Raw genomic sequence first — 25552 nt, forward strand, 5'->3', positions numbered from 1 at the left:
GGACTTTGCCGTTTGGTAGCTAGCGCTGTAGGTGATTACTCACCCAGCAGGCTCTTGGTGATGGAAGCGGCGGCCTTCTTGCCGGCGCCCATCGCCAGAATGACCGTAGCGGCACCGGTGACGATGTCGCCGCCGGCCCAGATGCGGGGATCGGTGGTCTGGCCGGTCTCCTCATCGGCAACGATGTAGCCCCACTTGTTGAGCTCCATCTTGCCGCCGATCTTGGCAGCGAAGGGGTTGGCGTTGGTGCCGATAGCCGAGATCGCGACGTCGCAGGGAATCTCCTCGATGGCGCCCTCGATGGGCACCGGGCGACGACGGCCGGACTCGTCAGGCTCGCCGAGCTCCATCTTCTGGACCTTGACGGCGCACACGGAGCCGTCCTCGCCAGCGACAAACTCGAGCGGGGAGACGAGCGGCAGAACCTCGACGCCTTCGGCCTTGGCATGGTGCAGCTCGGCGCGGCGGCAGGGCATCTCGTCCTCGGTACGACGGTAGGCGATGATGGCGTGCTCGGCGCCCAGGCGCTTGGCGGTACGGACGGCGTCCATAGCCACGTTGCCGCCGCCAAAGACGACGACGTTCTTGCCGTGCTTGGTGGGGGTGTCGTACTCGGGGAACTTGTTGGCCTTCATCAGGTTCACGCGGGTGAGGTACTCGTTAGCGAAGAAGACGTTGGGCAGGTTCTCGCCGGGGACGTTGAGGAACTTGGGCAGGCCAGCGCCGGTCGCCACGTAGATGGCGTCGAAGCCCTGCTCGAACAGCTCATCGGCCGTGGCCATGTTGCCCACGACGGAGTTGTACTCAAACTTGACGCCCATGTCCTCCAGACCGTCAATCTCGCGCTTGACGACCGCCTTGGGCAGACGGAACTCGGGGATGCCGTAGACCAGCACACCGCCGCCGGTGAAGAAGGCCTCAAAGACGGTAACGTCAAAGCCGTTGCGGGCGAGCTCGCCGGCGCAGGTGATGCCGGACGGGCCGGAGCCGACGACGGCGACCTTCTTGCCGTTCTTGGGAGCCATCTTGGGCGTGGAGGCGAGCTCGGGGCGGTCACCCAGGAAGCGCTCGAGCTGGCCGATGGCCACGGGCTCGGACTTCTTACCACGGATGCACTTGCCCTCGCACTGGTTCTCCTGCGGGCAGACGCGACCGCAGATGGCGGGAAGCATGGAGTCCTCGCGGATGGTATCGAGGGCGCCGCCAAAGTCCTTCTCGCGGATCTGCTCGATAAAGCGGGGGATGTTGATGTTGACGGGGCAGCCCTCAACACAGAACGGCTTCTTGCAGTTGAGGCAGCGCTCGGCCTCGGCCAGCGCCATCTCCTCGGTGAAGCCCTTGTCGACGGGGCGGAAGTCGCAGGCGCGCTCGGCGGCCGGCTCCTCGTTATCGGGGGTGCGGGGCGACTTCATATCGGCAACGAAACGACCGTTAACTAGTGGCATGCGCAGCTCTTTTCCTCATAGGCCTTGAGGGACTCGCCCTCTTCGGAACGATAAGCGGCCTGGCGGGCACGAAGGTCATCCCAGTCGACCAGGGTGGCATCGAAGTCGGGGCCGTCGACGCAAGCAAACTTGGTCACGCCGCCCACCTCGACGCGGCAGCAGCCGCACATACCGGTGCCGTCAACCATGATGGGGTTGAGCGACGCGGTGATGGGGGTGTCGTACTTCTGGGCGGTGAGGGTCGAGAACTTCATCATCGGAACGGGGCCGACGCAGAAGACCTGGCTCACGGCCTTGTCCTGCAGCAGGCGCTCCAGCGGAGCGGTGACAACGCCCTGCTCGCCGTAGGAACCGTCGTCGGTGGTGATGTGGATGTGGTCCTCGTCGAGGAGCTCGCGGAACTGGTCCTCCATGAGCAGGAGGTCCTTGGTGCGAGCGCCCATGATGGCGTGCACCTCGTGACCGGTCTCGACCAGGTGCTTGGCGACCGGGAAGGCAATTGCCAGGCCGACGCCGCCGCCAATGACGGCGCAGGGGCCCTCGGCCATCTCGGTGGGAACGCCCAGCGGGCCCACGACGTCGCGCAGCGACTCGCCGGCCTCGTAGGTGGAAAGCATCTCGGTGGTCTTGCCGATCACCATGAAGATGAACTCGACCCAGCCCTCGTCACCGTTCCAGCCGGCCAGGGTAAACGGGACACGCTCGCCCGTCTCGTTGGCGCGAACCATGAGGAACTGTCCAGCGTGCGCATGCTTGGCGATTGCAGGCGCCTCGATGCGGAACTTGAACACCTTCTCCGAGAACTGCGTCTTCTCCAGGATCTTATACATAGAACCCCTCTCTTGTTAGGGCAACCGAACCGTGCCTCCACGGAAATGGACGGCAGCCCGAATAAAACCGTACGCGCACAGGCGTTGTGCAGACATACGGTGTAAATTATACCCTCATGGACATGTTGCTTACGTGTATCTTTGGCAGGCGGGGAAAGTGATCTAGCACAAAGAGGCAGGTTTATTTTGGCGGGTTTTATCAGATAAAACGAAAAAAGGGGCCGGCCTTGCATATCGGTGAGGCCGGCCCCTTTTGGGGTGTTGGGTATGTATGGCGGCACAGGGTTTATTGCGATGCGGCCGCTGCGGCGTTTTCGCATATAAAACCTGCCAAAATAAACATCCCTTTTTGGTAGGTTTTAGTGCTTGCCGTTGGCAGAGGCGGAGCCGTTGACGTGGTCGCGGGCATAGATTACGCCGTGCACAATCGCCAGGCCGGCGGCGTCGGCGGCGCGGGCACAGGTGTCCTGGAAGTCCTCGGCCTCGCGGGCGCGCAGCTGCTTGAGCACGTAGTCGGCGACAGCCATCTTGCCGGGAGGGTTGCCGATGCCGGTGCGGATGCGGCTAAAGTCGCGGCTGCCCATCTTGTCGATGATGGAGCGCAGGCCGTTGTGGCCGGCGTGGCCGCCGCCCACCTTGACGCGCACGTCGCCGGCGGGAATGTCGAGCTCATCGTGGATTACGAGCAGCTCCTCGGCCTTGATTTCGTACTCGCGGCAAAGCTTGGAGATGGGGCCGCCCGAGGTGTTCATGTACGACTGCGGCTTGACCAGCACAATCTGGCGCTTGCCGCCCTCTTCCTCTGGATCGTTGATGTTGATGAGCGCGACCTCGGCGCCGGCCTGGTTTTTCCAGTACGTGACGCCGGCCTGACGCGCCAGCTCGTCGATCGCCTTGAAGCCTGCGTTGTGGCGGGTCTCGGCATACTCATCGCCAGGGTTGCCAAGTCCGGCAACCATGCGAATCTTAAGCGGCTGTGCAGCTGCCATGTGCTTCCTTTCATCGATTTGTCGCCTGCTATGGTGAGCGACCCCGTTGCTGCTGTCAAATGGAGGGTGATTGAGGCCGCATGAGGGCGTTTGGACAGTCGTCAGAAGCCGGGATGGACAGTTAGTTCAGATTTGTATAAACCAAGAGATCTTTGACTGCCAAAATCGGGGCCACGGAACTGTCACGGCGCTTTGGGGAGCACAATTTGTGCTATTTCAGATCTTTTGAGTCTTCAAATGAGGTGATTGGCGCCGGGATGGCGGCAAACCACCTCGAAATGAGCCGTCTGTTTATACAAATCTGAACTAACTGTCCAGCCATGCTCGGTAACACTGGGTAAAAGTCTTTTAGACCGGCGCGAGGCCGATTCCGGCCCGCAGGGTGTTGAGCCAGGCGGCCTGACGCTTGCGATAACCCTTGATGCGGTAGCGGAATCGAACTCCCGCAAGTCGATGCATCGTCTGGGCGAAGGCTTCGAGTGCAACAAGGTCCTTCATTTGGTCACGATTGATAACCAGGACGTGGATACCCATGGCCTTAAGGCCATTGTTGCGATTGCCATCGTGGATGCGAGCGTTTTGAAGCTCATGTCCAATTCCGTTGTATTCGTTGTCGACTCCGGCGGCTGGGCAATATAAGTCGCAGATGGCGTAGGGGATGCCCGAGGACATGTTGACCGCAAGGGTGTCGAAATCGACTCGATAGTTGAGCAGCAGGCCTCCCATGGGCAGGCTGCAACACCCGAATCCGCCAAAGCGCATGGGTGCGCCCAGGACGGCGAACATCAATGATTCCGCTGGGGATGCGGATCCGGCCCGGGCGAGTTTGATAGCTGTGCGAAACGAGGCGTAGGAACTACTTTTGGCAAACCGTGCGACTGCCTCGAGCTCTTCGATGGTTGTGGCGGGCTCGCATTTGTAGTGTGCCTGTTCGTAGCGGGTTTCGGATTGCTTTTCGGGTGTCGGTTGATCGCCCTGGCAATCGAGATCGTCCATCGCATCGAAGCTGTTGGCCTCGGGCCACGTGTCGTCGTAGGCGATGGGGTAAGTTGCTTCGGGCGGAAGTGAGTAGGTTCCGAGCAGTTCCATGAGAAGCATCAAGGTTTTGGCAACCGATTCATTTTTGGAACAAAGCATGGCCGTCATGGCGGGAGACGTTGCGTAGATGTCGGCTTCGATGTGCATGATCGCGCCCTGGGGGAGAGGGGCGGTGATGGTGTGCTGGAGGAGCCGTCCGTCGGGTCGTCTGTTGCTGCCGCTCGCAACAAAGAGGTCTAGACGCTCGGAGTCGTCTTCGCTCCAGGCGTCAAGTATTGCAAGGGCCGCAAAGTCTATGGCGTCCTTGTTGGGAACGCAACCTACGAGGGCTTGTGTCTGTTGCTCGTCATCGATGGCGTCCCAGGGAAGGGCGGAGTACGCCCGTCGAGCGCGGCGAATTGCGCGGAGGGCGGAGAGGTGTGAAATTACGGTTGTCATAGCTATAAGGTACTAAGCCGTTGGCGAAATGATATGGCCGTGCCGTTCTTTTCGCTCAAAGGGGCGTCGCGCGCCGCGGGCGGTAACGACATCATACGGAATGCCTTGGAAAAGTGGAGAATGGAGTGATGGGTTGGCCTTGGAGGCATCTACTGAGATGGGTGCTGGACAGTTAGTTCAGATTTGTACAAGGTGACCGGGGTGTATTGCCGTTGTTGAAGGACTCGGTGGGCAAAATGGGGCCAATGGCATGGTGAAGAGATCCATAGGTGGAGGAATCGAGTGGAATTATGCCGGCAAGAGAGCTTTCGATACATTAAATGGCCCAAACGAATGCCCAAATTAATACAAATCTGAACTAACTGTCCAAGACGGGTTATCGAGGGGCAGAAAAAAGGGTCGGAAGCGAGCCTCCGACCCTTCAAAAACACCAAAGATGATGCGATGCGCGCTGGATTACAGCGCGAAGTCGCCGCCGACGAGCGTGGAGACGGGCTCCTCGTGGTAAACGGCAGAGATGGCCTCGGCGAACTCCTCGGCGACCGAGATGGTCTTGATCTTGCCGCCAACCTCGACGGGGATGGCATCGGTGACGAGGCACTCGACGATGGGGGCGTCGTTCAGGCGCTCGATGGCCGGGCCCGAGAAGATGCCGTGGGTGGCGCACACGTAGATGTCGCCGGCACCCATGGCCTTGAGCTCCTTGACGTTGGCGCACAGGGTGCCAGCGGTGTCGATCATGTCGTCATTGATGATGCAGGTCTTGCCCTTGATGTCACCGATGATGCCCATGACCTCGGCGGCGTTGTGGCGCGGACGGCCCTTGTGGGCGATGGCGAGGCTGCAGCCGAGCATGTCGGAGAGCTTCTTGGCAGCTTTGGCGCGGCCCACGTCGGGGGAGACGACAACCAGGTTGTCGGTATCGAAGTGCATGTCGTTGTAGTACTGGCCAAACAGCGGCAGTGCAGACAGGTGGTTAACCGGGATATCGAAGAAGCCCTGAATCTGGCCCTGATGCAGGTCGAGGGTGATGATGCGGTTGACGCCAGCGCGCTCGAGCAGGTTGGCGACGAGGCGGGCGGTGATGGGCTCGCGCGGGCCGGCCTTGCGGTCCTGGCGGGCATAGCCGTAGTGGGTGATGACGGCGGTGATGGAGCGGGCGGATGCGCGCTTGGCAGCGTCGGTGGCGATGAGCAGCTCCATGAGCATGTCGTTGACGTTGCCGCCGGCCACGGACTGAATCAGGAAGACGTCGGCGCCGCGGACGGTCTCGTCGTAGCGGGCGTAAATCTCACCGTTGGCGAACTGCTTTAGCGTAAGGCCCGAAAGCTCGACCCCAAGGTACTCAGCGATCTTCTGAGCGAGGGGACGGTTGGAGGAACCGGAATACACGCGGATGGACTTGCGCATATTCTCCGACTTCTCGGGATCATTAATCGGCATTACCCTTCTCCTTTATATATCGAATGCCATATAGATGCCTTGTTGCATTGTAACCGCGCGGCGGGGTTTATCGGGTCTTGATAACGTCTTTACCGTCAACGGACACGAACCGACCACTCATCCGGTCGCGCAGGTCAGCATAGAAAAAGGAGCCATCCCCATGGGAACGGCTCCTTAGATGCTTGGTAAAACGTTATACCTCGTCGTCCTCGTGCAGACGGCGGCGATAATCGGCGGCCCAGCCCTCAATATTTACCTGACGGGCGCGGCCCAGGCCGAGTGCGTCAGCCGGGACCGGCTCGGTGATGACGGAGCCGGCGGCCACGAGTGCGCCGTCGCCGATCTGGGCAGGCGCGACCATCATGGTATCGGAACCGATGAAGGCATCCTTGCCGATGACGGTCTTGTGCTTGTGCACGCCGTCGTAGTTGCAGGTGATGGAGCCCGCGCCCACGTTGACGCCGGAACCCATGGTGGTGTCGCCGATGTAGGACAGGTGCGGCACCTTGGAGCCCTCGCCGATCGTGGACTTCTTGATCTCCACGTGTGTGCCGGCCTTGGAGCCATCGAGCATGTGGGTGCCCGGGCGCAGGTAGGCGCGCGGGCCGCAGTCGACGCCGTTCTCGATGACAGCCTCGATGGCGATGGTCTCATCGATGGTGCAGCCGCTGCCAACGGTGGTGTCGGTGAGGCGGCTGTTGGGGCCGAGCTGGCACTCCTCGCCCACGGTGACGCGGCCGATCAGGTGCGTCTGCGGCCACACGACGGTGTCGCGGCCGATGACGGCGTCGGGGCCGATCCAGGCCTGCGTGGGGTCGATGAAGGTAACGCCCTCGGCCATCCAGTGCTCGTTGATGCGGTCGCGCGCGATAGCGGTGAGTTGCGCGAGCTGGATGCGGCTGTTGACGCCCAGGCCGTCGCGGTAGTCGTCGCAGTGGAAGATGGAGACTGCCTGGCCGTGGCCCTTGAGAATCTCGAGCATGTCGGGCAGGTAGTACTCGGACTGCGCGTTGTCGTTGCCGATCTCGCTGATGTGGGCGGCGAGCTGCGCGCCGTCGAAGGCGTAGCAGCCGGCGTTGCACTCGAGCAGCGTGGCGGCCTGCTCGGGCGTGCAGTCCTTCTGCTCGATGATGCGCTCGATCTGACCGTCGGCGCCCAGCTTGATGCGGCCGTAGCCAAAGGGATCGGGCGGGGTCATGGTCATGACGGTGCAGGCGAGCTCGCCGGTAGCGACGGTCTTTGCGAACTTGGCGACGGTGTCGGCGGTGATGAGCGGCAGGTCGCCGTTGAGCACGACGACGGGGCCTTGCATGATGCCGCATGCCTCGAGCGCGACCTTTACGGCATGGCCGGTGCCCAGGCGCTCGGTCTGTTCGACGCACTCGACCTTGGTGGCGCTGTTGGCGTAGGCGCCGTCGATAAGGGCGCGCATCTCGTCGGCGTGGCTGCCGATGACGACCACGACGCGGCTGCAGCCGGCCTTGATGGTGGCGTCGACGATCCACTGGACCATGGGCTTGCCCAGGATCTTGTGCGAAACCTTGCAGTGGTTCGACTTCATGCGGGTGCCCTCGCCGGCGGCGAGGATAATTGCGGTTGCGTCCATGTGATCTCCTGTTACGTTATAGACACGTGAGTTTGGAAACGATACACGGAGCAATATGATACCGCAGGCATATGATGAGCGCGTAACGATTGGTGCATGGCGGCCGATGTCGGTGCCGCCGGCGTGACGTTTGCGCTGGTTGTGCATGGCAGCGGCACTGCGGCGTTGGCGTTTGAGCGAGGGGATGGGGGTGTCCGTGGATATCATGCGAGAGGAATCGGGCAACGAGCCCGTCGCGGCATTCTCGATGTCGCATCCGGCGGTGCCGGCGCTCTACATGGTGCTGACGCTGGGGCTCACCATGTTCTCGATGCAACCGGTGCTGCTTGCGCTGTCGCTTGCGGGCGGGCTGGCGTATGGGTTTGCGACGCGCGGCGTCGCACGCACGTTGGGGGCGCTTCGCTGGCAGCTGCCGGTGATTTTGATTATCGCGGTGCTCAACCCGTTATTTAGCGCTTCGGGCTCGACGGAACTGTTCCGTATTGGCATGCGTGCGGTGTATCTGGAGAGCATGGTATACGGCCTGTGCATGGGCGGGCTGTTTGTGGCGAGCGTGCTGTGGTTTGAGGCCGCGGCGTCCATGCTTAGCTACGACAGGGTGCTTGCGCTTTTGGGTAACACCGCGCCGGTGATCGCGCTCATGATCTCGATGTGTATGCGGCTTATCCCGCAGTTTTTGCGTCGCGGTCGCACGGTGCTGGCGGTGCAGGATGCGATTGATGTGCCGGGCCGCGCGCAGGCCGACCCCGTGCGTTCGCGCCTACGGGCATCGAGCGTGTTGATGGGCTGGGGCATGGAAGATTCGCTGGAGCGTGCGGACGCCATGCGCTCCCGTGGGTGGGGCGCCGCGGCGCGTCGCACGACGTACGCGCGGTATCGACTGGCGCGCGGCGACGTTGCCGCGCTGGTTGGGCTTGCGCTGTTTGGCGTGGCCACGGCGGCAGTGGCGTGGACCGCGACGATGCAGTATTCGTTTTACCCGCAGCTTTCGGTGCCGGCGCCGTGGCCTGGCTATGTTGTATACGCGACCTGGATGGCGCTGCCCTGCGTGGTGCATGCGATTGACGAGAAGAGGTATGACTGATGGCTCGGTTGGACGGGAGCAAAATGGCGGGCGTGGCGTGCGGCTTGGATGCGCCGGCGATTGAAGTGCGGGGCCTGCGCTTTGCCTACCCCGGGGCCGAGGCGCCGGTGCTCGACGGGCTCGACTGGTCTGTTCCCCAAGGGGCGTTTGCACTGCTCGTTGGCGGTACCGGGTCGGGCAAGTCGACATTACTCTCGTTGCTCAAGCCCGAGATTTCGCCGGCGGGCGAATGCTCCGGCGAGCTGCGCATGCTGGGCGAAAGCGTTGCCGACATGGACGTTCGCGCGTCCGCGGAGCGCGTGGGCTATGTGTTTCAGGACCCCGAGAACCAGATTGTGTGCGAAACCGTGTGGCACGAGATGGCGTTTGGCCTGGAAAACTTAGGCATGTCGCGCGACGAGATGCGTCGTCGCGTGGCCGAGACCAGTTATTTCCTTGGGGTGGAGGATTGGCTCCACCGCGATACCGATACGCTTTCGGGCGGACGCAAGCAGCTGCTGTCGCTGGCAGCCGTGCTGGCGTTGCGCCCTCGCGTGCTGCTGCTCGACGAGCCCACGTCCCAACTGGATCCCGTTGCCGAGAAAAATTTTCTGCATGCGCTGTTTCGCGTGAATCGCGAGCTGGGCTGCACGGTTGTTGTGGCAACGCACCAGCCGCGCCCGATGCTCGAATACGCGACGTGCGCGTATCGGATTGAGGGCGGGCGCGTATGCGAGGTCGCTGACATCGCCTCCTTGGGGCATCGCGAAGAGCTGTTTTCTGGCGAGGTCCCAGGGTGGGGTGGCTCGTGGCGTGCAAAAAACGGAGTTTTCAGCAGCGCCAGTGGCCGGCCGGGCTATTTGGACCCGCGCGTGGGCGCTCCGGGCGCAAAAAAAAGACCGAAATCGGACAAATCGGCTGAATTTGAGGCGCAAATCCTGTCGCAAGACGACTCGGGGGCGCCGTCGTGCGCCGGTGGATGCCGAATACTCCCAAAAATGCACGCTGGGTCGGCTACCACCCTGGCAGGGGGCTGGTTTCGCTACGATCGAGCGTCCGGCTGGGTGCTGCGCGGGCTCGATGCGTCGTTTTCGGCAGGCGCGGTGCATGCTGTTGTGGGCGGTAACGGCTGCGGTAAGTCGACAATGCTTTCGGTGCTGGCCAAGACGGTCAAGTTGCAGCGTGGGCATATGGAGCGCGGGGCGGCTTCGGCGGCACTGCTGCCTCAGAATCCCAAGGCGCTGCTGGTTGCCGAGACGGTGCGCGAGGAGCTGATGGAGTGGGCTTCGACCTGCGGATATGACGAGGCTATGGCGCGAGAGCGCGCGACGAGTCTGGGATTGTCCGGCTTGGATGGGCGCCATCCGTACGATCTTTCGGGCGGGCAGCGCCAGCTGCTTGCGTTGGCAAAGCTGCTGTTGATCGGCCCCGAGCTGCTATTGCTCGATGAGCCCACCAAGGGTCTGGACCTGGCCAGCCGTCGCATCATCGCCCGCGCCCTGCGCGACCATGCGGAGGCCGGCGGTACTGTCATCATGGCAACGCACGATCTGGATTTTGCCGAGCAGGTTGCCGATGACATTGCCATGATGTTCGACGGTGAGATTGCCTGCATGGAGCCGCCCGCCGACTTTTTTGCCGACAATGTGTTTTATAGGGCGTGATGGGATGGCGGATTATCGCGTCCTGCGCATACTCGCAAAACTGGAGATCCCACTGCTGCTGGCGGTGCCAGCGGTAATGGCCGCGGCGTTGCTGGCAGGCGTTGAGCAGGCGGCGCTTGCCATGCTTGTCGTGGTGGCGCTGGTGATCGCGCTGTTCTTTGCGGGCTACGAGGCGTCGCGACCGGGCCTGCGCCAGATTATGCCCACGCTGGTTCTGGCGGCGTTGGCCGCGGCGGGGCGTATCTTGTTTGGCCCCATTCCCGACTTTAAACCCGTGAGCGCCATCGCCATTATCGCGGGGGCGACGCTTGGTCGCTGCAATGGTTTTATGGTTGGCGCGCTGGCGGCACTGACCAGCAATTTCTTTTTTGGACAGGGCATGTGGACGCCGTGGCAGATGTATGCCTGGGGGCTCGTGGGATACGTTGGCGGTGCGCTGGCGCATGCGGGTGCGTTCGACCGTGCCGATGGAACCGTGCGCATGCCGGCGCTGATGGCGTACGGCTTTGCGTCGGGCCTGCTCTATGGCGCCGTGATTAACGCCTACGACATCATCGGTTTTGTGCAACCGCTCACGTGGGCGGGCGCCGTGGCGCGTCTTGCCACGGCGGTACCGTTCGATATCACACACGGCCTTGCGACCTGCGTGTTCTTGGCCGCTCTCTACAAACCTTGGTGTCGTCGCATTAACCGTGTCGTCGTGAAATACGGGCTGTAGTGGCGGTTGCGCCGGGGCGAGAATCAATACTGTTGAAGTGCCATTTTAATACTATGCCGGTTTACGGGGCTAGATTGGCACAGGTAGACCATACCGGCTTTTTCCGAAAATAGACGATCCGTCTACCTGCGGTTTTATTTTGCTTGAATTGCGTTTGGTTGGGGATTTGCGATTCAGCCCCGTAAACCGGCATAGTTTTAAAATGGCCGGCTGATATGATGGGCGTCGTGGTCCTCAGAGAGCCAAATCGATCCGTTTTCTTCCGCCCCCAGACGTCCCCAGGGAATCAGTTGACGGCGCTTGCCACGAAACTGGCCCATCTACTACGTTTAGCTTGATACCCTCGACCATGACCGCGTTTTATGAAAAACCGCAGGCTTTCTACCTGCGGTTTTCTTTTTGCGTTGTTCGCCGTGGTTGAGGGTAGTGGCTTAAACGTAGTAGATGGGGCAGTTTCGTGGCGGGTGTGCCGCGTGGATTCCCTCGCGAGGTGAAAACGATCCGTTTTGCTTCGTCCCCGAGGGGTCGGCTGGGGCTAGAGCTCTAGGGTGAGGGTGACGGGGCAGTGGTCGCTGCCAAAGATGTCGCCGCGGATGCCGGTGTCGCGCACGTTGCCGGCGATTGAATTGCTTACCAGGAAGTAGTCGATGCGCCAGCCGGCGTTGTTCTTGCGTGCATTAAAACGGTAGCTCCACCAGCTGTAGACGCCCTCGACGTCGGGGTTTGCCGCGCGCCAGGTATCGGTGAAGCCGGCGGTGAGCAGCTCGGTAAACTTGCCGCGCTCCTCGTCCGAAAAGCCGGCGTTGCCACGGTTAGACTTGGGGTTCTTAAGGTCGATCTCCTCGTGCGCCACGTTAAAGTCGCCGCAGGTCACCACGGGCTTGCCGGTCTCGCGCTCAAGTGCGCTCAAAAAGCCGCGATAGGCATCGTCCCAGGCCATGCGCACATCGATGCGCGCGAGCTCATTTTGGGCGTTGGGCGTATAGACGTCCACAAACCAAAACTTGTCGAACTCGAGCGCGCAGACGCGGCCCTCGGTCGCGGCCTGCGCCACGAGCTCGGCTGCCGCGCCCTCGCCGGCGTAAGGCAGCAGCGCATCGGCGCGCAGCACGCGCAGCGGTTCCTGGCGGCTAAAGACCGCAGTACCCGAATAGCCTTTACGTTCGGCGTAGCTCCAGGTTTGGTGATAACCGGGCAGGTCGATATCGGCCTGGCCCTCCTGCAGCTTGGTCTCTTGCAGCGCCAGGATATCGACATTGAGCTCCTGTGCGATCTGGATAAAGCTCGGGTCCTTTTTGAGCACGGCGCGCAGACCGTTGACGTTCCACGAGGCGAAAGTGTAAGTCTGAGGCATGGTGTCCTTTCGACGGGGTTTGCAGGCTTAAGATTAGCGCAAAAGGGGCGGTGGTGGGCTCCGCGCGTGCTGACTCAAAGGCCGCATGCTGGGATGTCGCCCGACGCTGCCCGACCAACAAGGACGGAGGACTCATATGACGCAGGCGATATCGGATCCCAAGCGGGCCTCCGCCGCACTGGCGGAGCTGTTTGGTACTCACAAGCGTGTGGTCTTCTTTGGCGGCGCCGGTGTTTCCACGGCGAGTGGCATTCCCGATTTCCGCAGCGTGGACGGCCTATATCACCAACAGTTTGCCTACCCTCCCGAGACCATGCTCTCTCATAGCTTTTACGAGGCGCATCCGGCCGAGTTCTTCGACTTCTACCGCACCAAGATGATCTCACTTGGCGCCAAGCCCAACCGCTGCCACACCAAGCTGGCCGAGCTGGAGCGTGCCGGCAAACTAAATGCCGTGGTGACGCAAAATATCGACGGTCTGCATCAGATGGCAGGCTCGCAGCGCGTGTTCGAGCTGCACGGATCGGTCCATCGCAACATTTGCCAGTCGTGCGGCGCGGTCTATAGCGCCGAGTGGATTTGCGCCCGCGGGCACGAGGACGCCGCGGGTGTGCCCGTGTGCCCCGCGTGCGGCGGGCGCATTAAGCCCGATGTGGTGCTCTACGAGGAGCCGCTCGACGAGCATGTGCTGACCGACGCCGTTGCCGCCATTGCCGCGGCCGATGCCCTCATTGTGGGCGGGACCTCGCTCGTGGTGTATCCGGCGGCGGGCCTTACGCGATACTTTACCGGCGATACGCTGGCCATATGCAATCTTGCTCCCACCGATCAGGATGCAAATGCCGACCTGCTGATTTCTTGCGACATCGCTGCCGCGTTTGCGTTCTAGCCCGCGCGCGCGGATACAATAGAAAGACTAATTGCAAAGCGACCCCGCCGCCTGCGCCCGAGCGTGGCGGCGCGGGCATTTTAGGAGGATGTTCATGGCGAACGACAGCAAGACATGGCGGTGCGGAAAGTACGAGCTCAGCTTTGACCGTCCGCGCATCATGGGCGTCCTCAACGTGACGCCCGATTCTTTTAGCGACGGCGGTGAGCACTTTGACCAGGATGCCGCTATCGAGTACGGCCTGGCGATGCTCGATGCCGGCGCCGACATCATCGACGTGGGCGGCGAGTCCACGTCGACGTGGCGCCCCGGCTTTACCCCGGTCAATCCCGATGAGGAAGCGCGTCGCGTGCTGCCCGTGGTGCGTGCGCTTGCCAAAGAGGGCGCCATCGTCTCGATCGACACGCGTCATGTGGCGGTTGCCAAGGCAGCCGTGCGCTGCGGTGCCTCGATCGTCAACGACGTGACCGGCTTCACCGACCCCAAGATGGTCGAGTTTGTTAAGACGAGCACCTGCGGCGTCATCGTGATGCACGCCGGCGAGGTCGCCGCGCCCGCGCGCACGCACGCGACGGTGCAGCTCGATACCTCTGCCGCGGCGTTTGTTGCCGAGAAGGCGCGCGAGGCGGCTGCCGAGGCCGCGCGCGAGGCCGAGAAGCCGGCTCGCCGCCGTCGCGGCAAGTTGCTGGGCGAGCTTAAGGTGGAGAGCAAGCTCCCGGGCGGCGTGGTGCAGCCCTCGCTGCCGTTTGGCGAGCCGGAGCCCGCGCCCGAGTCTGCAACCGAGCCGGGGCAGGAGACGCCGGCTGCCAAGCAGGCTGCTGCCGCCGAGACCGTCGCGCCCGCGCCCGAGGCCACGCCCGCACCCACCGAGGCCACATCAGAGCCCAGCGACCACCTGGCCGCCATGATGCGCCGTAGTGCTCGCCGAGAGGAGGCCTACGTGCCCACCTCGCAGCTCCGCCGCTTCACCCTGCCCGATTCGGCGCCCATCATGCGCCGCGTCATGGGCTTCCTGTCCGACCAGGCCCGCACGCTCATTCATGCCGGCGTGTCGCGCGACCGCATCTGCATCGATCCCGGCCCGGGCTTTGGCAAGACGGCCAACGAAGACATCGTCATCCAGCGCGAGACCGCCAAGATGGCGTCGCTGGGCTATCCGCTCATGTGCGCCGTGTCGCGCAAGCGCTTTGTGGGCGCCGTCTCGGGCGTGACCGAGGCCGCCGAGCGCGATGCCGCCACCTTTGGCGTGTGCCTGGGCGCTATCCAGGCCGGCGCCAACATCGTGCGCGTGCACGATGTCACCGGCTTTGCGCAGTTCCTGAACGGCTACTGGGCTGTTGCCAAGCCGCAGCCGCGTCGCGCGTTTGTGGCCGTGGGCTCCAACCTGGGGCACCGTTGCGACAACATCCGCGCCGCGCGCGACATGATCGCCGAGATTCCGCTCACCTGTGTGTCCAACTGCTCGCGCATCTACGAGAGCGAGCCGGCCTACGAGACGCGCCAGGACGCGTTTGCCAACGCTGTCATCGAGATCAAGACCGAGCTGGCGCCGCTGGTGCTGCTCGACGAGCTTATGAAGATCGAGGCCGAGCTGGGGCGCGACCGATCCAAGAAGGCCAAGGTCAACGGCCCACGCACCATCGATCTGGACCTGCTGTGGATGGATGGCGAGATCCACGGCGGCAAGAAGCTGCGCCTGCCGCATCCGCTCATTGGCGAACGCGACTTTGTGCTGGTGCCGCTCGAGGACCTGATGCACGACCCGGCGCGGTTCTTCCGCTACAACGGCGTCGAGGTCAAGGAGCCCGAGGATCGCGTGGGCCATATCGTGGGCGAATTGGGGCGTATGTAGATGATTGAGATGAACGCTGTAGCCGCTGGTGCCGAGCTTGACGCGGCACGTGACGCGGGCCGCGAGGGCGTGTCCGCGGGCTGGTGCGCGTGGAGCGTGGACGAGGGGTCGTTGACGTTTTCGCTGGTCGTGCGCCCGGATGTGAATATGCACGCCTTCCATGGCCTGCCGTTTGTGGCGGCGATGGGCATGATGGACGCGCTCGCGGGAACGGCTGCAGCACCGGGGCTGGGCCTTGCCGGCAAGGTGGGTATCCAGTGGCCGAGCGATATCGTGTGCGGCGCGCCCGCGTTTGAGACGTCGTTTGCACGCGTCGCCGTCAACGGTGGCGCCGGTGCCGCGGGTATGTTCGGTGCCGTGACGGTGGATATTGAGCGTTCGGCGCTGAGCGAGCTCGGTGTGGACGTGGCTGACGAAGCGCTGGTCGAAGCGCTGACTACCGCCGTGCTGGCCCGCGTGGACGCCTGGGCGGTTGTCGCCAACACGCCGCAGGGCGCCGCCGGCCCGCTGGCTCCCGTGCTGGGCGAGTACTTCGACATGGTGCCGCTGCTGGGCCGCCAGGTTGCGGCGGTGTCGCCCAACGGCTTGCCGCTTGCGGTCGGTGTGTTTGCGGGCCTGGACATCTGGGGTCGCGCGACCATCAAGACCGATGCCGGCGAGCAGGAGTTTCCGCCCGAGGCCGTACGGATTCGCGGGCTGTAACGCGAGATGTCCGCGCTCAAAGATAATGATGACAACAAGACCCTCCTCGGCCTCTGCCGGGGAGGGTCTTTGCGCGACTACAGGGTGGCATCGCGGCCCTATTCCTCAAAACTGAAAAATTTTCGTTTTTGAGGAATAGGATTAAGGCAGCTCGGCCTTTCGCGAGGTATATTCGCTATAGAGCCTATTCCTCAAAACTGAAAAATTCTCGTTTTTGAGGAATAGAGATAAAAGACCGCGAGGAGGCCCCGATGAAACTCATCAATAGAGCGTCATATATGGACACGTTGACGAGTCTTATTGGCGTGCCGGATATCAAGGTCATCACGGGCATCCGCCGCAGCGGTAAATCAAAATTGCTCGAGGCCCTCCGCGATTACGTGGAGGCAAATCTGCCTAATTCGAATGTCATCCATATAAATTACAACCTCGATGAGTTCGAGAACCTGCTCGAGTATCACGCGTTGCTCGCTTATGTAAAAGATCATCGGGTGCCCGGCAAACAAAACGTTCTGCTTATCGATGAGGTTCAGATGTGCGACGGTTTTGAGCGTGCGATCAACAGTCTTCACGCATCCGAGCATTATGACATCTTCATTACCGGATCGAATGCCTTTTTGCTGTCGAGCGATCTGTCGACGCTCTTTACGGGGCGCACGTTCGAGATCGAGGTTTTCCCATTCTCGTTTGAGGAGTATCGTCTCTATGGCGACGAGGGCGAGGTCGACCGTGGCTTCGATGAGTATGCGAGAACCGGCGGTATGTCTGGCTCTTACCCTTATCCACTGCAGGAGCAGCGCTATCAATATCTCTCCAACGTCTTTAAGACGCTCATTGTGAGAGATATCGTGCAACGGCATAACGTGAGAAACGAATCGGCGCTGCTGCGCATTGCCGATTACATGATGGACAACGTTTCCAACATTACGTCGGCACGCAACATTACCGATGCATTAAATGCGGATGGGCTAAAGATTACGAACAAGACGGTCGGTGCGTACATGGGGTACCTGTGCGATGCGTTTGCCTTCTATAAAGTTCGCCGATACGACATTCGCGGCAAGAAATACCTTAAGAGCGGCGAGAAGTATTACCTGGCGGACCACGCGTTCAAATACGCGCTGCTCGGTACACGTGATATGGATTGGGGGCGCGTATACGAGAACATAGTGGCAATCGAGCTGCTGCGCCGCGGATACGAGGTATACGTCGGCGTGCTCTATAAAAAGGAAATAGACTTTGTAGCAATCAAGCGAAGCGAGAAGCTCTACATTCAGGTGAGCGACGACATCAGCTCGGATAAGACATTTGAACGCGAGATTTCGCCACTGCTGAGCATTGGCGATGCGTATCCCAAGATGATTCTCGCCCGCACGCATCACGAGGCCACGGATCGCGACGGAGTGCAGATCGTGGACCTGGCGAGGTGGCTGTGCGGCGAGGCGTAGCGTGCATCGAGCCTGTTCCTCAAAACTGAAAAATTTTCGTTTTTGAGGAATAGGCTCGATGCGTTGCCTAGTTCGCCGCTCGCGCTCGTGCTCGACTTAAGCTCCTGCCCTATCCCAGCTCCTGCATGCGGCGGTAGATTTCGCAGATACCCTTAATGGTGAGCTGTCCATCGACCACGTCGAAGGCATCGGTCGAATCGGCGACGATGCCGGCGAGGCCTCCCGTGGCGATAACGGTGGCATCCTCGCGGCCCAGCTCGCGCTTCATGCGCGCGACCAGGCCTTCGGCCATAGCGGCGGTGCCCACCACGGCGCCGACCTTGATGCACTCCTCGGTATCGCGGCCGATGGCGTGCTCGGGCGCCTCGAGCGGCACGCTGGCGAGCTTGGCGGCGCGGGCGGCAAGTGCATCCATGGAGATGCGGATGCCCGGCGCGATCGCTCCGCCAATGTAATAACCGTCCTCATCGATGACGTCGATATTGGTTGCGGTGCCAAAGTCCACCACGATCGCCGGTGCGCCGTAGAAAGTCTCAGCCGCAACGGCGTTGGCGACGCGATCGGCACCTACGGCCTGGGGACGCGCCGCGCGCAGCTTGGTCACGGCGGCCGTCTGCGGCCCAATGACGATGGCGTCTGCGGCAATGCGGTCGGCCACGGCATGCCATTCGCGCGAGAGCTGCGGCACCACGCCCGCAAAGGCGATAGCGTCGACCGCGTCGAGCGAAAGGCCGTACATCTTAAAAAAACCCATCAGGCGCACATGGATCTCATCTGCGGTATAGGAGCGGTCAGTGGGCATGCGCCACGACTGCACCAGCTCGTCTCCGTCAAACAGGCCCATGGCCGTCTGCGTGTTTCCCATATCGATAGCGAGCAGCATGTCTACTCCCGGTTTCGGCATAAAAGGACGCGCACCATTGTATACGTGCTGTCGACGGCGCTCGGCTGCGATTCGTTTACGGTGATATGGGCTGAGAGGTTTTAAATATGAAGGAATTATGCTCTACGAGAGTTTCCTTGCCGTCCACCGAACTCCCGAGTAATATTCTTTCTTGCGCATATGAGGCGCCCAGACATTGCGGGGTGGAGCAGTCTGGTAGCTCGCCGGGCTCATAACCCGGAGGTCGTAGGTTCAAATCCTGCCCCCGCGACCAAGAACTTGCAGCTCGGAAGCATAATTGCTTCCGAGCTTTTTCTTTATTGGTTTTCTTTGCGGGTGAATTGCGGGTGAATCCTGTGGCAATTTATTTTGTGAAGCATATAAACCATTGATAATCGCGGGCCGGTCGGCTTGACTTGTCGACCGATAAACTCCAATTAGAAAGAGTTCTGGCGGTCCTTAGCTAAAATAGTGACGTCTGAATAACAACAAAGGAGTCGCTATATGAAGACCGTCTACGATGCCCTTGACCCTATCGTCAACGGGTCGGCAACGACCAAGGAGAAGGGTGACAAGTACGAGGCGGCCTGCGTCTACTATCTCAAGAACGACCCTTTCTACGCGCTGTTCTTCTCCCGTGTCGGGACGATAGCCCAGGCACTCGAATGGGACGATTGCCCCGTCCACGACACCCAAGACAACGGAATCGACCTCATGGCCCAGACCGCCGAGGCGGGGGAATGGTGGGCAATCCAATGCAAGTGCTATGACGGCGAGAAGGACCTTCCCAAGGGCATCTGCGACTCGTTCTTCGCCCATGCGGCATTTATCGACGGCGTCGACTCCCTGATGGTCATGACGACGGCGAAGGGTCCGGGAAAGAACCTCCAGAAGCAAATCGACGCCAGCGGATCCATGTACATTGATACCGCCAAGATGGCGGCCTCCAATCTCGACTGGACCCCGTTTATCGAAGGTGTTCCCGCCGGCGAGCGTGTAACCTACGACCTCCGCCCTCATCAGGAGCGCGCGGTCGCGGCAATCGAGGAGAAGTGGGCTGAGTTTGACCGCTGCAAGGCGATCATGGCGTGCGGCACGGGGAAGACCCTCATGTCCCTCCGCCTCGTCGAGGATTGGGTCGGCCCCGCCGCCGGCACAATCCTCTTCTGCGCGCCGTCGATCTCCCTCGTTGGGCAGTCCATGCGTGAGTGGATGGGCCAGAGCCGCGTGCCCATGTCCTCGCTCGTCGTCTGCTCGGACTCGAAGGCGTCACGCAAGGACGACGTCATCCCGATGACGCTCGATTCATTCGAGTATCCCGCAACGACGAATCCTGAGAGCCTGTACCGCTCGTTCAGGCGTTGCAGGTGCTCAAACCCCGACGGCCTGGTCGTCATCTTCTCGACCTACCAATCTATCGGCGTCATCCACGACGCGCAGGCGCTCGGCATGCCCGAGTTCGATATCGTCGTGTGCGACGAGGCCCACCGCACGACCGGCAACGCACTCCCCGGCGTCTCCAAGACGGAGGCTTCGGCCTTCATGAAGATCCACTTCAACGAGAACGTTGCCGCCAAGAAGCGCCTGTACATGACGGCGACCCCGCGCATCTACGGCGAGACCGCCAAGCGCAAGGGCGCCGAGGAGGACTACACCATCGCCTCCATGGACGACGAGTCCATCTACGGCCCCACCGCCTACCAGATCAAGTTCGGCGAGGCCGTGGAGCAGAAGCTGCTTACCGACTACAAGGTCGTTGTCCTCACCGTCCAGGAGGATGCCATCGGGGACCGCCTGCCCTCCCTGGAGAGCGACCAGGGCGTTAACGCAATGAGCCTGGAGCCCTCGGACATCGGCAAGATTATCGGCTGCTGGAAGGGCCTCGTCGATCACGGCGAGGGCGCGCCCGACGACGCGACCGGTCTCGGTGGCATGCTCGTCGTCGATGACGTCGAGACCATGGTGACCGATTGCAAGCCGCTACACCGCGCCGTCGGCTTCTGTTCGACCATCAATGCATCGAAGACCATCACGGAGGCCTTCTCGCAAATCGTCGAGAAGTTTGCCGAAGACGAGCACGAGGAGCTCCCGCTCAAGTGCGAGCTGCGCCATGTCGACGGCAACATGCCGTCCGACCAGCGCACGAGAAACATCACCTGGCTCGGAGGGGACGTCGCCGAGGACGAGTGCCGCATTCTCACCAATGCACGCTGCCTCGCCGAGGGCATCGACGTGCCCAACCTCGACGCCGTCATCTTCTTCAATGCCAAGAACTCGACCGTGGACGTCGTCCAGGCCGTCGGCCGCGTCATGAGGCGCGCCGAGGGCAAGGACTTTGGCTACATCATCCTGCCCATTTTCGTTCCCGCCGGCATGACGCCGGAGGAGGCGCTCGACGACAGCAAGGTGTTCGCGAACGTCTGGAGCATTCTCCAGGCCCTCCGCTCGCACGACGAGCGAATCGAGGCCAAGGTCAACGCGCTCGCCCTCCAGCAGGAGGCCGAGAAGAACAAGGTTGCCGGATCGGCCAACCAGAAGGGGTGGGACGCCGGCGACCTCAAGCTCAAGCAGCAGGAGGAGAGCCAGAAGGCGGCGGAGATCACGCAGGGCGTGCAGATGAGGCTCACCTTCTTCCCGGTCGAGCGCTGGGAGAAGGCCGTCAAGACCACGCTGGTCAAGAAGTGCGGCACGCGCATCTACTGGGATGAGTGGGCCGAGGACGTGGCGAAGATCGCCCAGCGCCACATCGAACGCATCGGCAAACTTGTTCGCGAGAACGACGAAGTGTCCGGCAGCTTCAAGACGTTCCTGCACGGCCTTCAGGACTCGCTAAACCCCAGCATCACCGAGCAGGACGCGGTCGAGATGATCGCCCAGCACATCATCACCGTCCCGGTGTTCGACGCCCTATTCGGGGACTTCGAGTTTGCGAAGTCGAACCCCGTGTCCGTCGCCATCGAACGTTTCCTGGGCGTACTCGAAGAGCATAAGATTGAGGAGGCATCGGATTCCGAGGTCCTCGATGACGTGTATGCGAGCGTGCGCCGCCGCGCTGCCGCCATCCAGTCGGATGCGGCGCGTCAGCAGCTCATCCGCGACCTCTACGAGAAGTTCTTCAAGGTCGCGTTCAAGGCGACCTCGGACAAGATGGGCGTCGTCTACACCCCGACCGAGATCATCGACTTCATCCTCCGCGAGACCGACCGCGTTCTCAAGCGCGAGTTCGGCCAGTCGCTCGCCGACGATCGTGTGCATATCCTGGACCCCTTCGCGGGCACGGGCTCGTTCATGGCGCACCTCATCGAGAGCGACCTCATCCCCGACGAGAAACTCAAGCGCAAGTACATCCGCGAGATCCACTCCAACGAGATCTTGCTGCTCGCGTACTACATCATGACGGTGAATATCGAGTATGCCTACCATGCCCGCATGGGCGGCGACTATCAGCCGTTCGAGGGCGCGGTGCTCACCGATACGTTCCAGATGACCGAGGAGTCGAACACGCTCGACGACGAGGTGTTCTACGACAACACGGATCGCGTGCGTATCCAGAATGCACTCCCGATCCGGGTGATCGTGGGTAATCCACCCTATTCTTCTGGGCAGAAAAATGCCGACGATGACAATGCGAACGAGTCTTATCCGACTCTTGATTCTCGACTTGAGCAGACTTATGTCCAAGCCTCCAATGCGAGCAACAAACGTCAGATGTACGACTCGTACATCCGTGCGTTCAGATGGGCATCTGATCGTATTGGAGAACAGGGGATAGTCTGCTTTGTTTCCAATGCCGGCTGGTTGAGGGGGCAGGCGATGGCTGGTATCCGTCGTTGCTTCCTTAAGGAGTTCGATGATATTTTCATCTTCGATCTTCGCGGTAACCAGCGGACCATGGGCGAGGAGTCGCGAAAAGAGGGCGGCAAGGTTTTCGGCCAAGGGTCTAGGACGCCTGTCGCCGTGACCATGTTGGTGAAAAAGAAGGCTGAAACGCATTCGGCGACTATTCATTACTTTGGTGTCGAAGATTATAAATCTCGCGAGGAGAAGCTGGAGACAATCAAACTCGCCGCCGTTGACGGTAACGTTGCTTGGCGCGAGATTATCCCGGACGAACACGGTGACTGGTTCGACAAGAGGGATAAATCCTTCGACTTGTTCGCCCCTATGGCTATCAACAAAATGAAGGAGCCATGCGGCCTCTTCAAGACCTTTTCCTTGGGAATTGCGACTGGTCGTGACTCATGGGCTTGGAATTATTCTGGTTCGGTTGTTCGTTCAAATATGAAAGGCTTGATAGATAGGCTTGACTATGAGGTTGACAGGTATGCCAGAGAAGGCAATGGGGTAAAGCCTGAGGATTTCGTAACCTATGAACCGACGGTTATCAGCTGGAATCGGAATCAACTTGAAGATGTGAGGCGCGGACGGCGGGCAGTTTATGACGACAGACATGTCGTTGCCGGTATGTATCGTCCGTTCTGCAAGCAGTGGGTTTACTATTGCAAGCAGCTGACCGCAATGACCTACCAGCAAACCCGCCTTTTCCCGCTCGCCGAAGGCGAGCGGTCGCAAGGACCTACCAGCAAACCCATATCTATCTCTGTGGATCGAAAGACTGCCAGGGGGGATATGCCTGGAAAAGGCGGCGCAATGACCTACCAGCAAAATCACTCTCATTGCTTCGACAATCTTGTGATTCTGTTTGGTGAACGTGGACCGTTTATTTCTGACATATTGCCAGATCTTGAGCTGAATCACCATGCCCAGTGTTTTCCTCTCTACTGGTACGAAGAGGAGCGGGTGGGCACGACCCTCTTTGACGAAAACGACTATATAGCCCCCGGTGGACAGACATCTCTATTTGGCAGCGGTGCGAGCCATACCGAGAAGACCTATTCACGCCATGATGCCATCACGGATGAGGCTCTTAAGGTCTTTCGCAAAGCCTACCCGCACGTATTCCCGAAGCGCTACAAGAAGGACGGCGGCATCGAGCTCAACAAGACGGATATCTTCTATTACGTTTACGGCATCTTGCACTCTCCCGAGTACCGCAAGCGTTTCGAGTCGAATCTCAAGAAGGAGCTGCCGCGCATCCCCCTTGCCGAAGATTTCGCTCGATTCTCGGAGGCGGGACGAAAGCTCGCCCATCTTCATCTCGATTACGAGACGATTGACCCATGGGCATCGATCGTCGAGGACGGCGATTCGGTGAACCCGGGTCGAACGGTCAAAATGAAATTCGGCCCGCACAAGAAGGATGAGGAACACCCCAAGGGTCAGGACATGACCGTCCTCAAGGTTGCCGAGAACATGACGCTGCGCGGCATCCCACTTGAGGCATACGAGTACGTCGTCAATGGACGCTCGGCCATCGGCTGGCTCATGGATCGCTATCAGGTCCGCAAGGACAAGGCCTCGGGCATCATCAACGATCCCAACGACTACAGCGACGATCCGCGCTATATCGTCGATCTTGTCGAGCGCGTCGTGACTGTGTCGATGGAGACGATCGCTATCGTTAACGAGCTGCCCGCCTTGAACGAGAAGGCCCAACCTGCCGACTGGCCTGCAGCATGGAAGGTGAAGTAATGGCTGAGGGGGACCCCGGATTCACTTACCGCAAGCAAAACGGTGAGCCAATTGTCGACGATGCGGCGCTTGACGGCATAGCGTGCGTTATGTCCGACCTCGATGCCTCCACCGAGACCGAGTGCGTGCTGCCCGACGGGGAGAGGTTTCCGTGGGAGGCAATTGTCTCTGATTGGTCGGGGATCGATGAGAAGCAATACCCCTGGGCATCCGACTGGCTGCGGCGATACGATCATGAGAACGAGTATTCGCTTGCGTACCACGGTGTTGTCTACACCTGTACCGATAGGGACGAGCCCTGCGGTTCGACGGAATGGACCGCCAGGTCCGCCTTGGACTCCGTTTTTCCGGTCGGTCCGGCAATCGTCTGGCGCGATGCCGGGGGCGGACTGCGGCCGTATGACGCCTTTGGCCGACCAGCTGATAAATGGGCCGATAGGCCCTCGCGTCTCTATGCTATCTGCCATGAGTTTTCGGGAGACCGCGAGATGCCGATGACATTCGAGGAGGCCGAGGAGGAGCAAGAGCGCGCGCCTTTGGAAGATGAGCTCATCAGTTTCGTCTTCACGGACAGCGACATTATCGCCGCAGAGTTAACGAACAGCTCCTGATAATGCTTCATCGCGGGTCGAACAGTTCGTTTTAAGGGAAAGGAAGCCGTATGGCGAAAAAGGGATATATCTTCTGGGACAGCGAGACGGCGAATCCCCAGCAGAGGATATGCCAGGTCGCCTACATCCTCACGGATCTTGAGGGAAACTGCGTGGGCGACCCGGTTTGCCGGTTGATCAATCCTGAGAGCGAGATTGGTTGGTGGAGCAGGTCTCATCTGGAAATCGATTGGGACTCACTGGACGACATGCCGACCTTTGTCCGCTTCTGGGAGGATGCCGGTCTGGCGGATTTGCTGCGAGACTATATCCTGGTCGCGCATAACGCTAACGGCGCCGACATTCACCACATCAAGAAGAGTCTGGCTGCCTACGACATCGAAATGCCCGAGATCGAAGTGATCGATACGATGCTGGTGGCGAAGCAGAAGGGTCTGCCCGGAGCGCTTGTCGACCTCTGCGAGCATTACGGCGTGCATCTTGATAGCCACCACGATGCCATGAGCGACGCCGAGGCATGCCTTGGGATTTTCAATGGACTGGTCGGCGAGTTCGGCGCGCTCGAGCCCGCCGTTTGGGCTCTGAATGCCTCCTCCCATCATGGTTGCAAGCGTGTTTTCACGGGCTTGGGACTGGTGAACGGGTCGCAAGAAACCATCGAAGAGGTTCTGGCGAAAGCCGAGGAGGCGGGCCATAGAGGCAATCCGGGCGAAATTGCTGATCCGGTCGGACTCAAGGTGAAGGTATCCGGCGTTACCCCGGGCTACAAACGCGATGAGATCCTTACCGCACTTAAGGAATGCGGGATGAAGGCGACCGATGGCAAACCCGCGCAGAGCACGAAGTACCTCGTAATAGGCGATAACGTGGGTCGAAGCAAGCTCGACGCAGTTTTCAACGGCAACTCGCAGGCAAAAATCGTCACGACGGGCGAGCTACTTGAGGTCATGAACCGATTTGGCAAGGTGGAATAGAAGGGAAGGCTCG

At 60.7% G+C, this 25552-nt stretch carries 18 protein-coding genes and 1 tRNA gene; 11 read left to right on the forward strand and 8 right to left on the reverse strand.

The genetic code is table 11. The features are described 5' to 3' along the window. Positions 1 to 35: 35 nt before the first annotated feature. From gltA to glmU, 6 genes are all read right to left on the reverse strand, one after another. Positions 36 to 1445 carry an NADPH-dependent glutamate synthase gene (gene gltA / locus ACTNBB_RS03930; RefSeq protein WP_427728860.1) on the reverse strand — a complete coding sequence of 470 codons (1410 nt, stop codon included), beginning with the start codon at positions 1443 to 1445 and terminating at the stop codon, positions 36 to 38. Further along, complete coding sequence (locus ACTNBB_RS03935) at positions 1436 to 2275, reverse strand: sulfide/dihydroorotate dehydrogenase-like FAD/NAD-binding protein (RefSeq protein ID WP_006235793.1); 840 nt, start codon at positions 2273 to 2275, stop codon at positions 1436 to 1438. Before ACTNBB_RS03935 ends, gltA begins: the two co-directional genes overlap by 10 nt. Positions 2276 to 2634: 359 nt before the next feature. Further along, positions 2635 to 3264 (reverse strand): aminoacyl-tRNA hydrolase, encoded by a 630-nt coding sequence (gene pth, locus ACTNBB_RS03940; RefSeq protein ID WP_441056403.1) that lies wholly within the window; start codon positions 3262 to 3264, stop codon positions 2635 to 2637. A gap of 348 nt (positions 3265 to 3612) precedes the next feature. Then, the gene (locus ACTNBB_RS03945; RefSeq protein ID WP_441056404.1) at positions 3613 to 4740 is read right to left on the reverse strand and encodes a hypothetical protein; all 1128 of its coding nucleotides are present in this window, start codon (positions 4738 to 4740) and stop codon (positions 3613 to 3615) included. 456 nt (positions 4741 to 5196) lie between these two features. Continuing rightward, complete coding sequence (locus tag ACTNBB_RS03950) at positions 5197 to 6183, reverse strand: ribose-phosphate diphosphokinase (RefSeq protein ID WP_154516678.1); 987 nt, start codon at positions 6181 to 6183, stop codon at positions 5197 to 5199. A gap of 193 nt (positions 6184 to 6376) precedes the next feature. Further along, the gene (glmU, locus tag ACTNBB_RS03955; protein ID WP_441056405.1) at positions 6377 to 7789 is read right to left on the reverse strand and encodes a bifunctional UDP-N-acetylglucosamine diphosphorylase/glucosamine-1-phosphate N-acetyltransferase GlmU; all 1413 of its coding nucleotides are present in this window, start codon (positions 7787 to 7789) and stop codon (positions 6377 to 6379) included. Positions 7790 to 7994: 205 nt separating this feature from the next. Here glmU and ACTNBB_RS03960 point away from each other — a divergent pair, with 205 nt between their 5' ends. Genes ACTNBB_RS03960 through ACTNBB_RS03970 form a run of 3 tightly spaced genes read left to right on the forward strand, consistent with a single transcriptional unit; the run spans position 7995 to position 11234 of the window. Then, positions 7995 to 8873, forward strand: a complete 879-nt coding sequence (locus tag ACTNBB_RS03960) for an energy-coupling factor transporter transmembrane component T (RefSeq protein ID WP_441056436.1) — start codon at positions 7995 to 7997, stop codon at positions 8871 to 8873. After that, positions 8873 to 10516 (forward strand): ABC transporter ATP-binding protein, encoded by a 1644-nt coding sequence (locus ACTNBB_RS03965; protein WP_441056406.1) that lies wholly within the window; start codon positions 8873 to 8875, stop codon positions 10514 to 10516. The genes ACTNBB_RS03960 and ACTNBB_RS03965 overlap by 1 nt, the downstream gene beginning before the upstream one ends. 4 nt (positions 10517 to 10520) lie before the next feature. Continuing rightward, entirely contained in the window at positions 10521 to 11234 is a 714-nt protein-coding gene (locus tag ACTNBB_RS03970; protein WP_441056407.1) for a DUF6580 family putative transport protein, read from the forward strand. A 535-nt stretch (positions 11235 to 11769) separates the two neighbouring features. On the opposite strand, the gene ACTNBB_RS03975 is transcribed toward ACTNBB_RS03970, so the two are convergent. Next, complete coding sequence (locus ACTNBB_RS03975) at positions 11770 to 12588, reverse strand: exodeoxyribonuclease III (protein ID WP_441056408.1); 819 nt, start codon at positions 12586 to 12588, stop codon at positions 11770 to 11772. A gap of 136 nt (positions 12589 to 12724) precedes the next feature. Here ACTNBB_RS03975 and ACTNBB_RS03980 point away from each other — a divergent pair, with 136 nt between their 5' ends. The 4 genes from ACTNBB_RS03980 to ACTNBB_RS03995 all read left to right on the forward strand — a co-directional run bounded on the left by ACTNBB_RS03980 (position 12725) and on the right by ACTNBB_RS03995 (position 17479). Continuing rightward, positions 12725 to 13477 (forward strand): NAD-dependent protein deacylase, encoded by a 753-nt coding sequence (locus tag ACTNBB_RS03980; RefSeq protein ID WP_441056409.1) that lies wholly within the window; start codon positions 12725 to 12727, stop codon positions 13475 to 13477. A gap of 94 nt (positions 13478 to 13571) precedes the next feature. Beyond that, entirely contained in the window at positions 13572 to 15329 is a 1758-nt protein-coding gene (folK, locus tag ACTNBB_RS03985; RefSeq protein WP_441056410.1) for a 2-amino-4-hydroxy-6-hydroxymethyldihydropteridine diphosphokinase, read from the forward strand. Further along, a complete protein-coding gene (locus ACTNBB_RS03990) occupies positions 15330 to 16031 on the forward strand; it encodes a hypothetical protein (protein WP_441056411.1) in 702 nt (233 codons plus the stop codon). A 251-nt stretch (positions 16032 to 16282) separates the two neighbouring features. Continuing rightward, positions 16283 to 17479, forward strand: a complete 1197-nt coding sequence (locus ACTNBB_RS03995; protein WP_441056412.1) for an ATP-binding protein — start codon at positions 16283 to 16285, stop codon at positions 17477 to 17479. A 109-nt stretch (positions 17480 to 17588) separates the two neighbouring features. On the opposite strand, the gene ACTNBB_RS04000 is transcribed toward ACTNBB_RS03995, so the two are convergent. Then, positions 17589 to 18362, reverse strand: a complete 774-nt coding sequence (locus ACTNBB_RS04000) for a type III pantothenate kinase (RefSeq protein WP_427718022.1) — start codon at positions 18360 to 18362, stop codon at positions 17589 to 17591. Positions 18363 to 18559: 197 nt separating this feature from the next. Here ACTNBB_RS04000 and ACTNBB_RS04005 point away from each other — a divergent pair. From ACTNBB_RS04005 to ACTNBB_RS04020, 4 genes are all read left to right on the forward strand, one after another. Next, positions 18560 to 18636 (forward strand) — tRNA-Met (locus ACTNBB_RS04005). Between the two features lie 230 nt (positions 18637 to 18866). Beyond that, positions 18867 to 23954 carry a type ISP restriction/modification enzyme gene (locus tag ACTNBB_RS04010; protein WP_441056413.1) on the forward strand — a complete coding sequence of 1696 codons (5088 nt, stop codon included), beginning with the start codon at positions 18867 to 18869 and terminating at the stop codon, positions 23952 to 23954. Beyond that, positions 23954 to 24565, forward strand: coding sequence for a hypothetical protein (locus ACTNBB_RS04015; protein WP_441056414.1), 612 nt, complete (start codon positions 23954 to 23956; stop codon positions 24563 to 24565). Before ACTNBB_RS04010 ends, ACTNBB_RS04015 begins: the two co-directional genes overlap by 1 nt. A gap of 50 nt (positions 24566 to 24615) precedes the next feature. Further along, a complete protein-coding gene (locus ACTNBB_RS04020; RefSeq protein WP_441056415.1) occupies positions 24616 to 25539 on the forward strand; it encodes an exonuclease domain-containing protein in 924 nt (307 codons plus the stop codon). The last annotated feature ends 13 nt before the right edge of the window (positions 25540 to 25552 follow it).

The organism is Collinsella sp. HCP28S3_B9 (assembly GCF_052066095.1).
Lineage (GTDB): Bacteria > Actinomycetota > Coriobacteriia > Coriobacteriales > Coriobacteriaceae > Collinsella.

Coding starts and splice junctions, on each gene's coding strand:
- ACTNBB_RS04015 (WP_441056414.1), top strand. CDS start 23,954: ATGGCTGAGGGGGACCCCGGATTCACTTACCGCAAGCAAAACGGTGAG.
- ACTNBB_RS04000 (WP_427718022.1), bottom strand. CDS start 18,362: ATGCTGCTCGCTATCGATATGGGAAACACGCAGACGGCCATGGGCCTG.
- ACTNBB_RS03965 (WP_441056406.1), top strand. CDS start 8,873: ATGGCTCGGTTGGACGGGAGCAAAATGGCGGGCGTGGCGTGCGGCTTG.
- ACTNBB_RS03960 (WP_441056436.1), top strand. CDS start 7,995: ATGCGAGAGGAATCGGGCAACGAGCCCGTCGCGGCATTCTCGATGTCG.
- ACTNBB_RS03980 (WP_441056409.1), top strand. CDS start 12,725: ATGACGCAGGCGATATCGGATCCCAAGCGGGCCTCCGCCGCACTGGCG.
- pth (WP_441056403.1), bottom strand. CDS start 3,264: ATGGCAGCTGCACAGCCGCTTAAGATTCGCATGGTTGCCGGACTTGGC.
- ACTNBB_RS03970 (WP_441056407.1), top strand. CDS start 10,521: ATGGCGGATTATCGCGTCCTGCGCATACTCGCAAAACTGGAGATCCCA.
- ACTNBB_RS03990 (WP_441056411.1), top strand. CDS start 15,330: ATGATTGAGATGAACGCTGTAGCCGCTGGTGCCGAGCTTGACGCGGCA.
- ACTNBB_RS03950 (WP_154516678.1), bottom strand. CDS start 6,183: ATGCCGATTAATGATCCCGAGAAGTCGGAGAATATGCGCAAGTCCATC.
- ACTNBB_RS03975 (WP_441056408.1), bottom strand. CDS start 12,588: ATGCCTCAGACTTACACTTTCGCCTCGTGGAACGTCAACGGTCTGCGC.
- ACTNBB_RS03995 (WP_441056412.1), top strand. CDS start 16,283: ATGAAACTCATCAATAGAGCGTCATATATGGACACGTTGACGAGTCTT.
- glmU (WP_441056405.1), bottom strand. CDS start 7,789: ATGGACGCAACCGCAATTATCCTCGCCGCCGGCGAGGGCACCCGCATG.
- ACTNBB_RS03945 (WP_441056404.1), bottom strand. CDS start 4,740: ATGACAACCGTAATTTCACACCTCTCCGCCCTCCGCGCAATTCGCCGC.
- ACTNBB_RS04020 (WP_441056415.1), top strand. CDS start 24,616: ATGGCGAAAAAGGGATATATCTTCTGGGACAGCGAGACGGCGAATCCC.
- folK (WP_441056410.1), top strand. CDS start 13,572: ATGGCGAACGACAGCAAGACATGGCGGTGCGGAAAGTACGAGCTCAGC.
- gltA (WP_427728860.1), bottom strand. CDS start 1,445: ATGCCACTAGTTAACGGTCGTTTCGTTGCCGATATGAAGTCGCCCCGC.
- ACTNBB_RS04010 (WP_441056413.1), top strand. CDS start 18,867: ATGAAGACCGTCTACGATGCCCTTGACCCTATCGTCAACGGGTCGGCA.
- ACTNBB_RS03935 (WP_006235793.1), bottom strand. CDS start 2,275: ATGTATAAGATCCTGGAGAAGACGCAGTTCTCGGAGAAGGTGTTCAAG.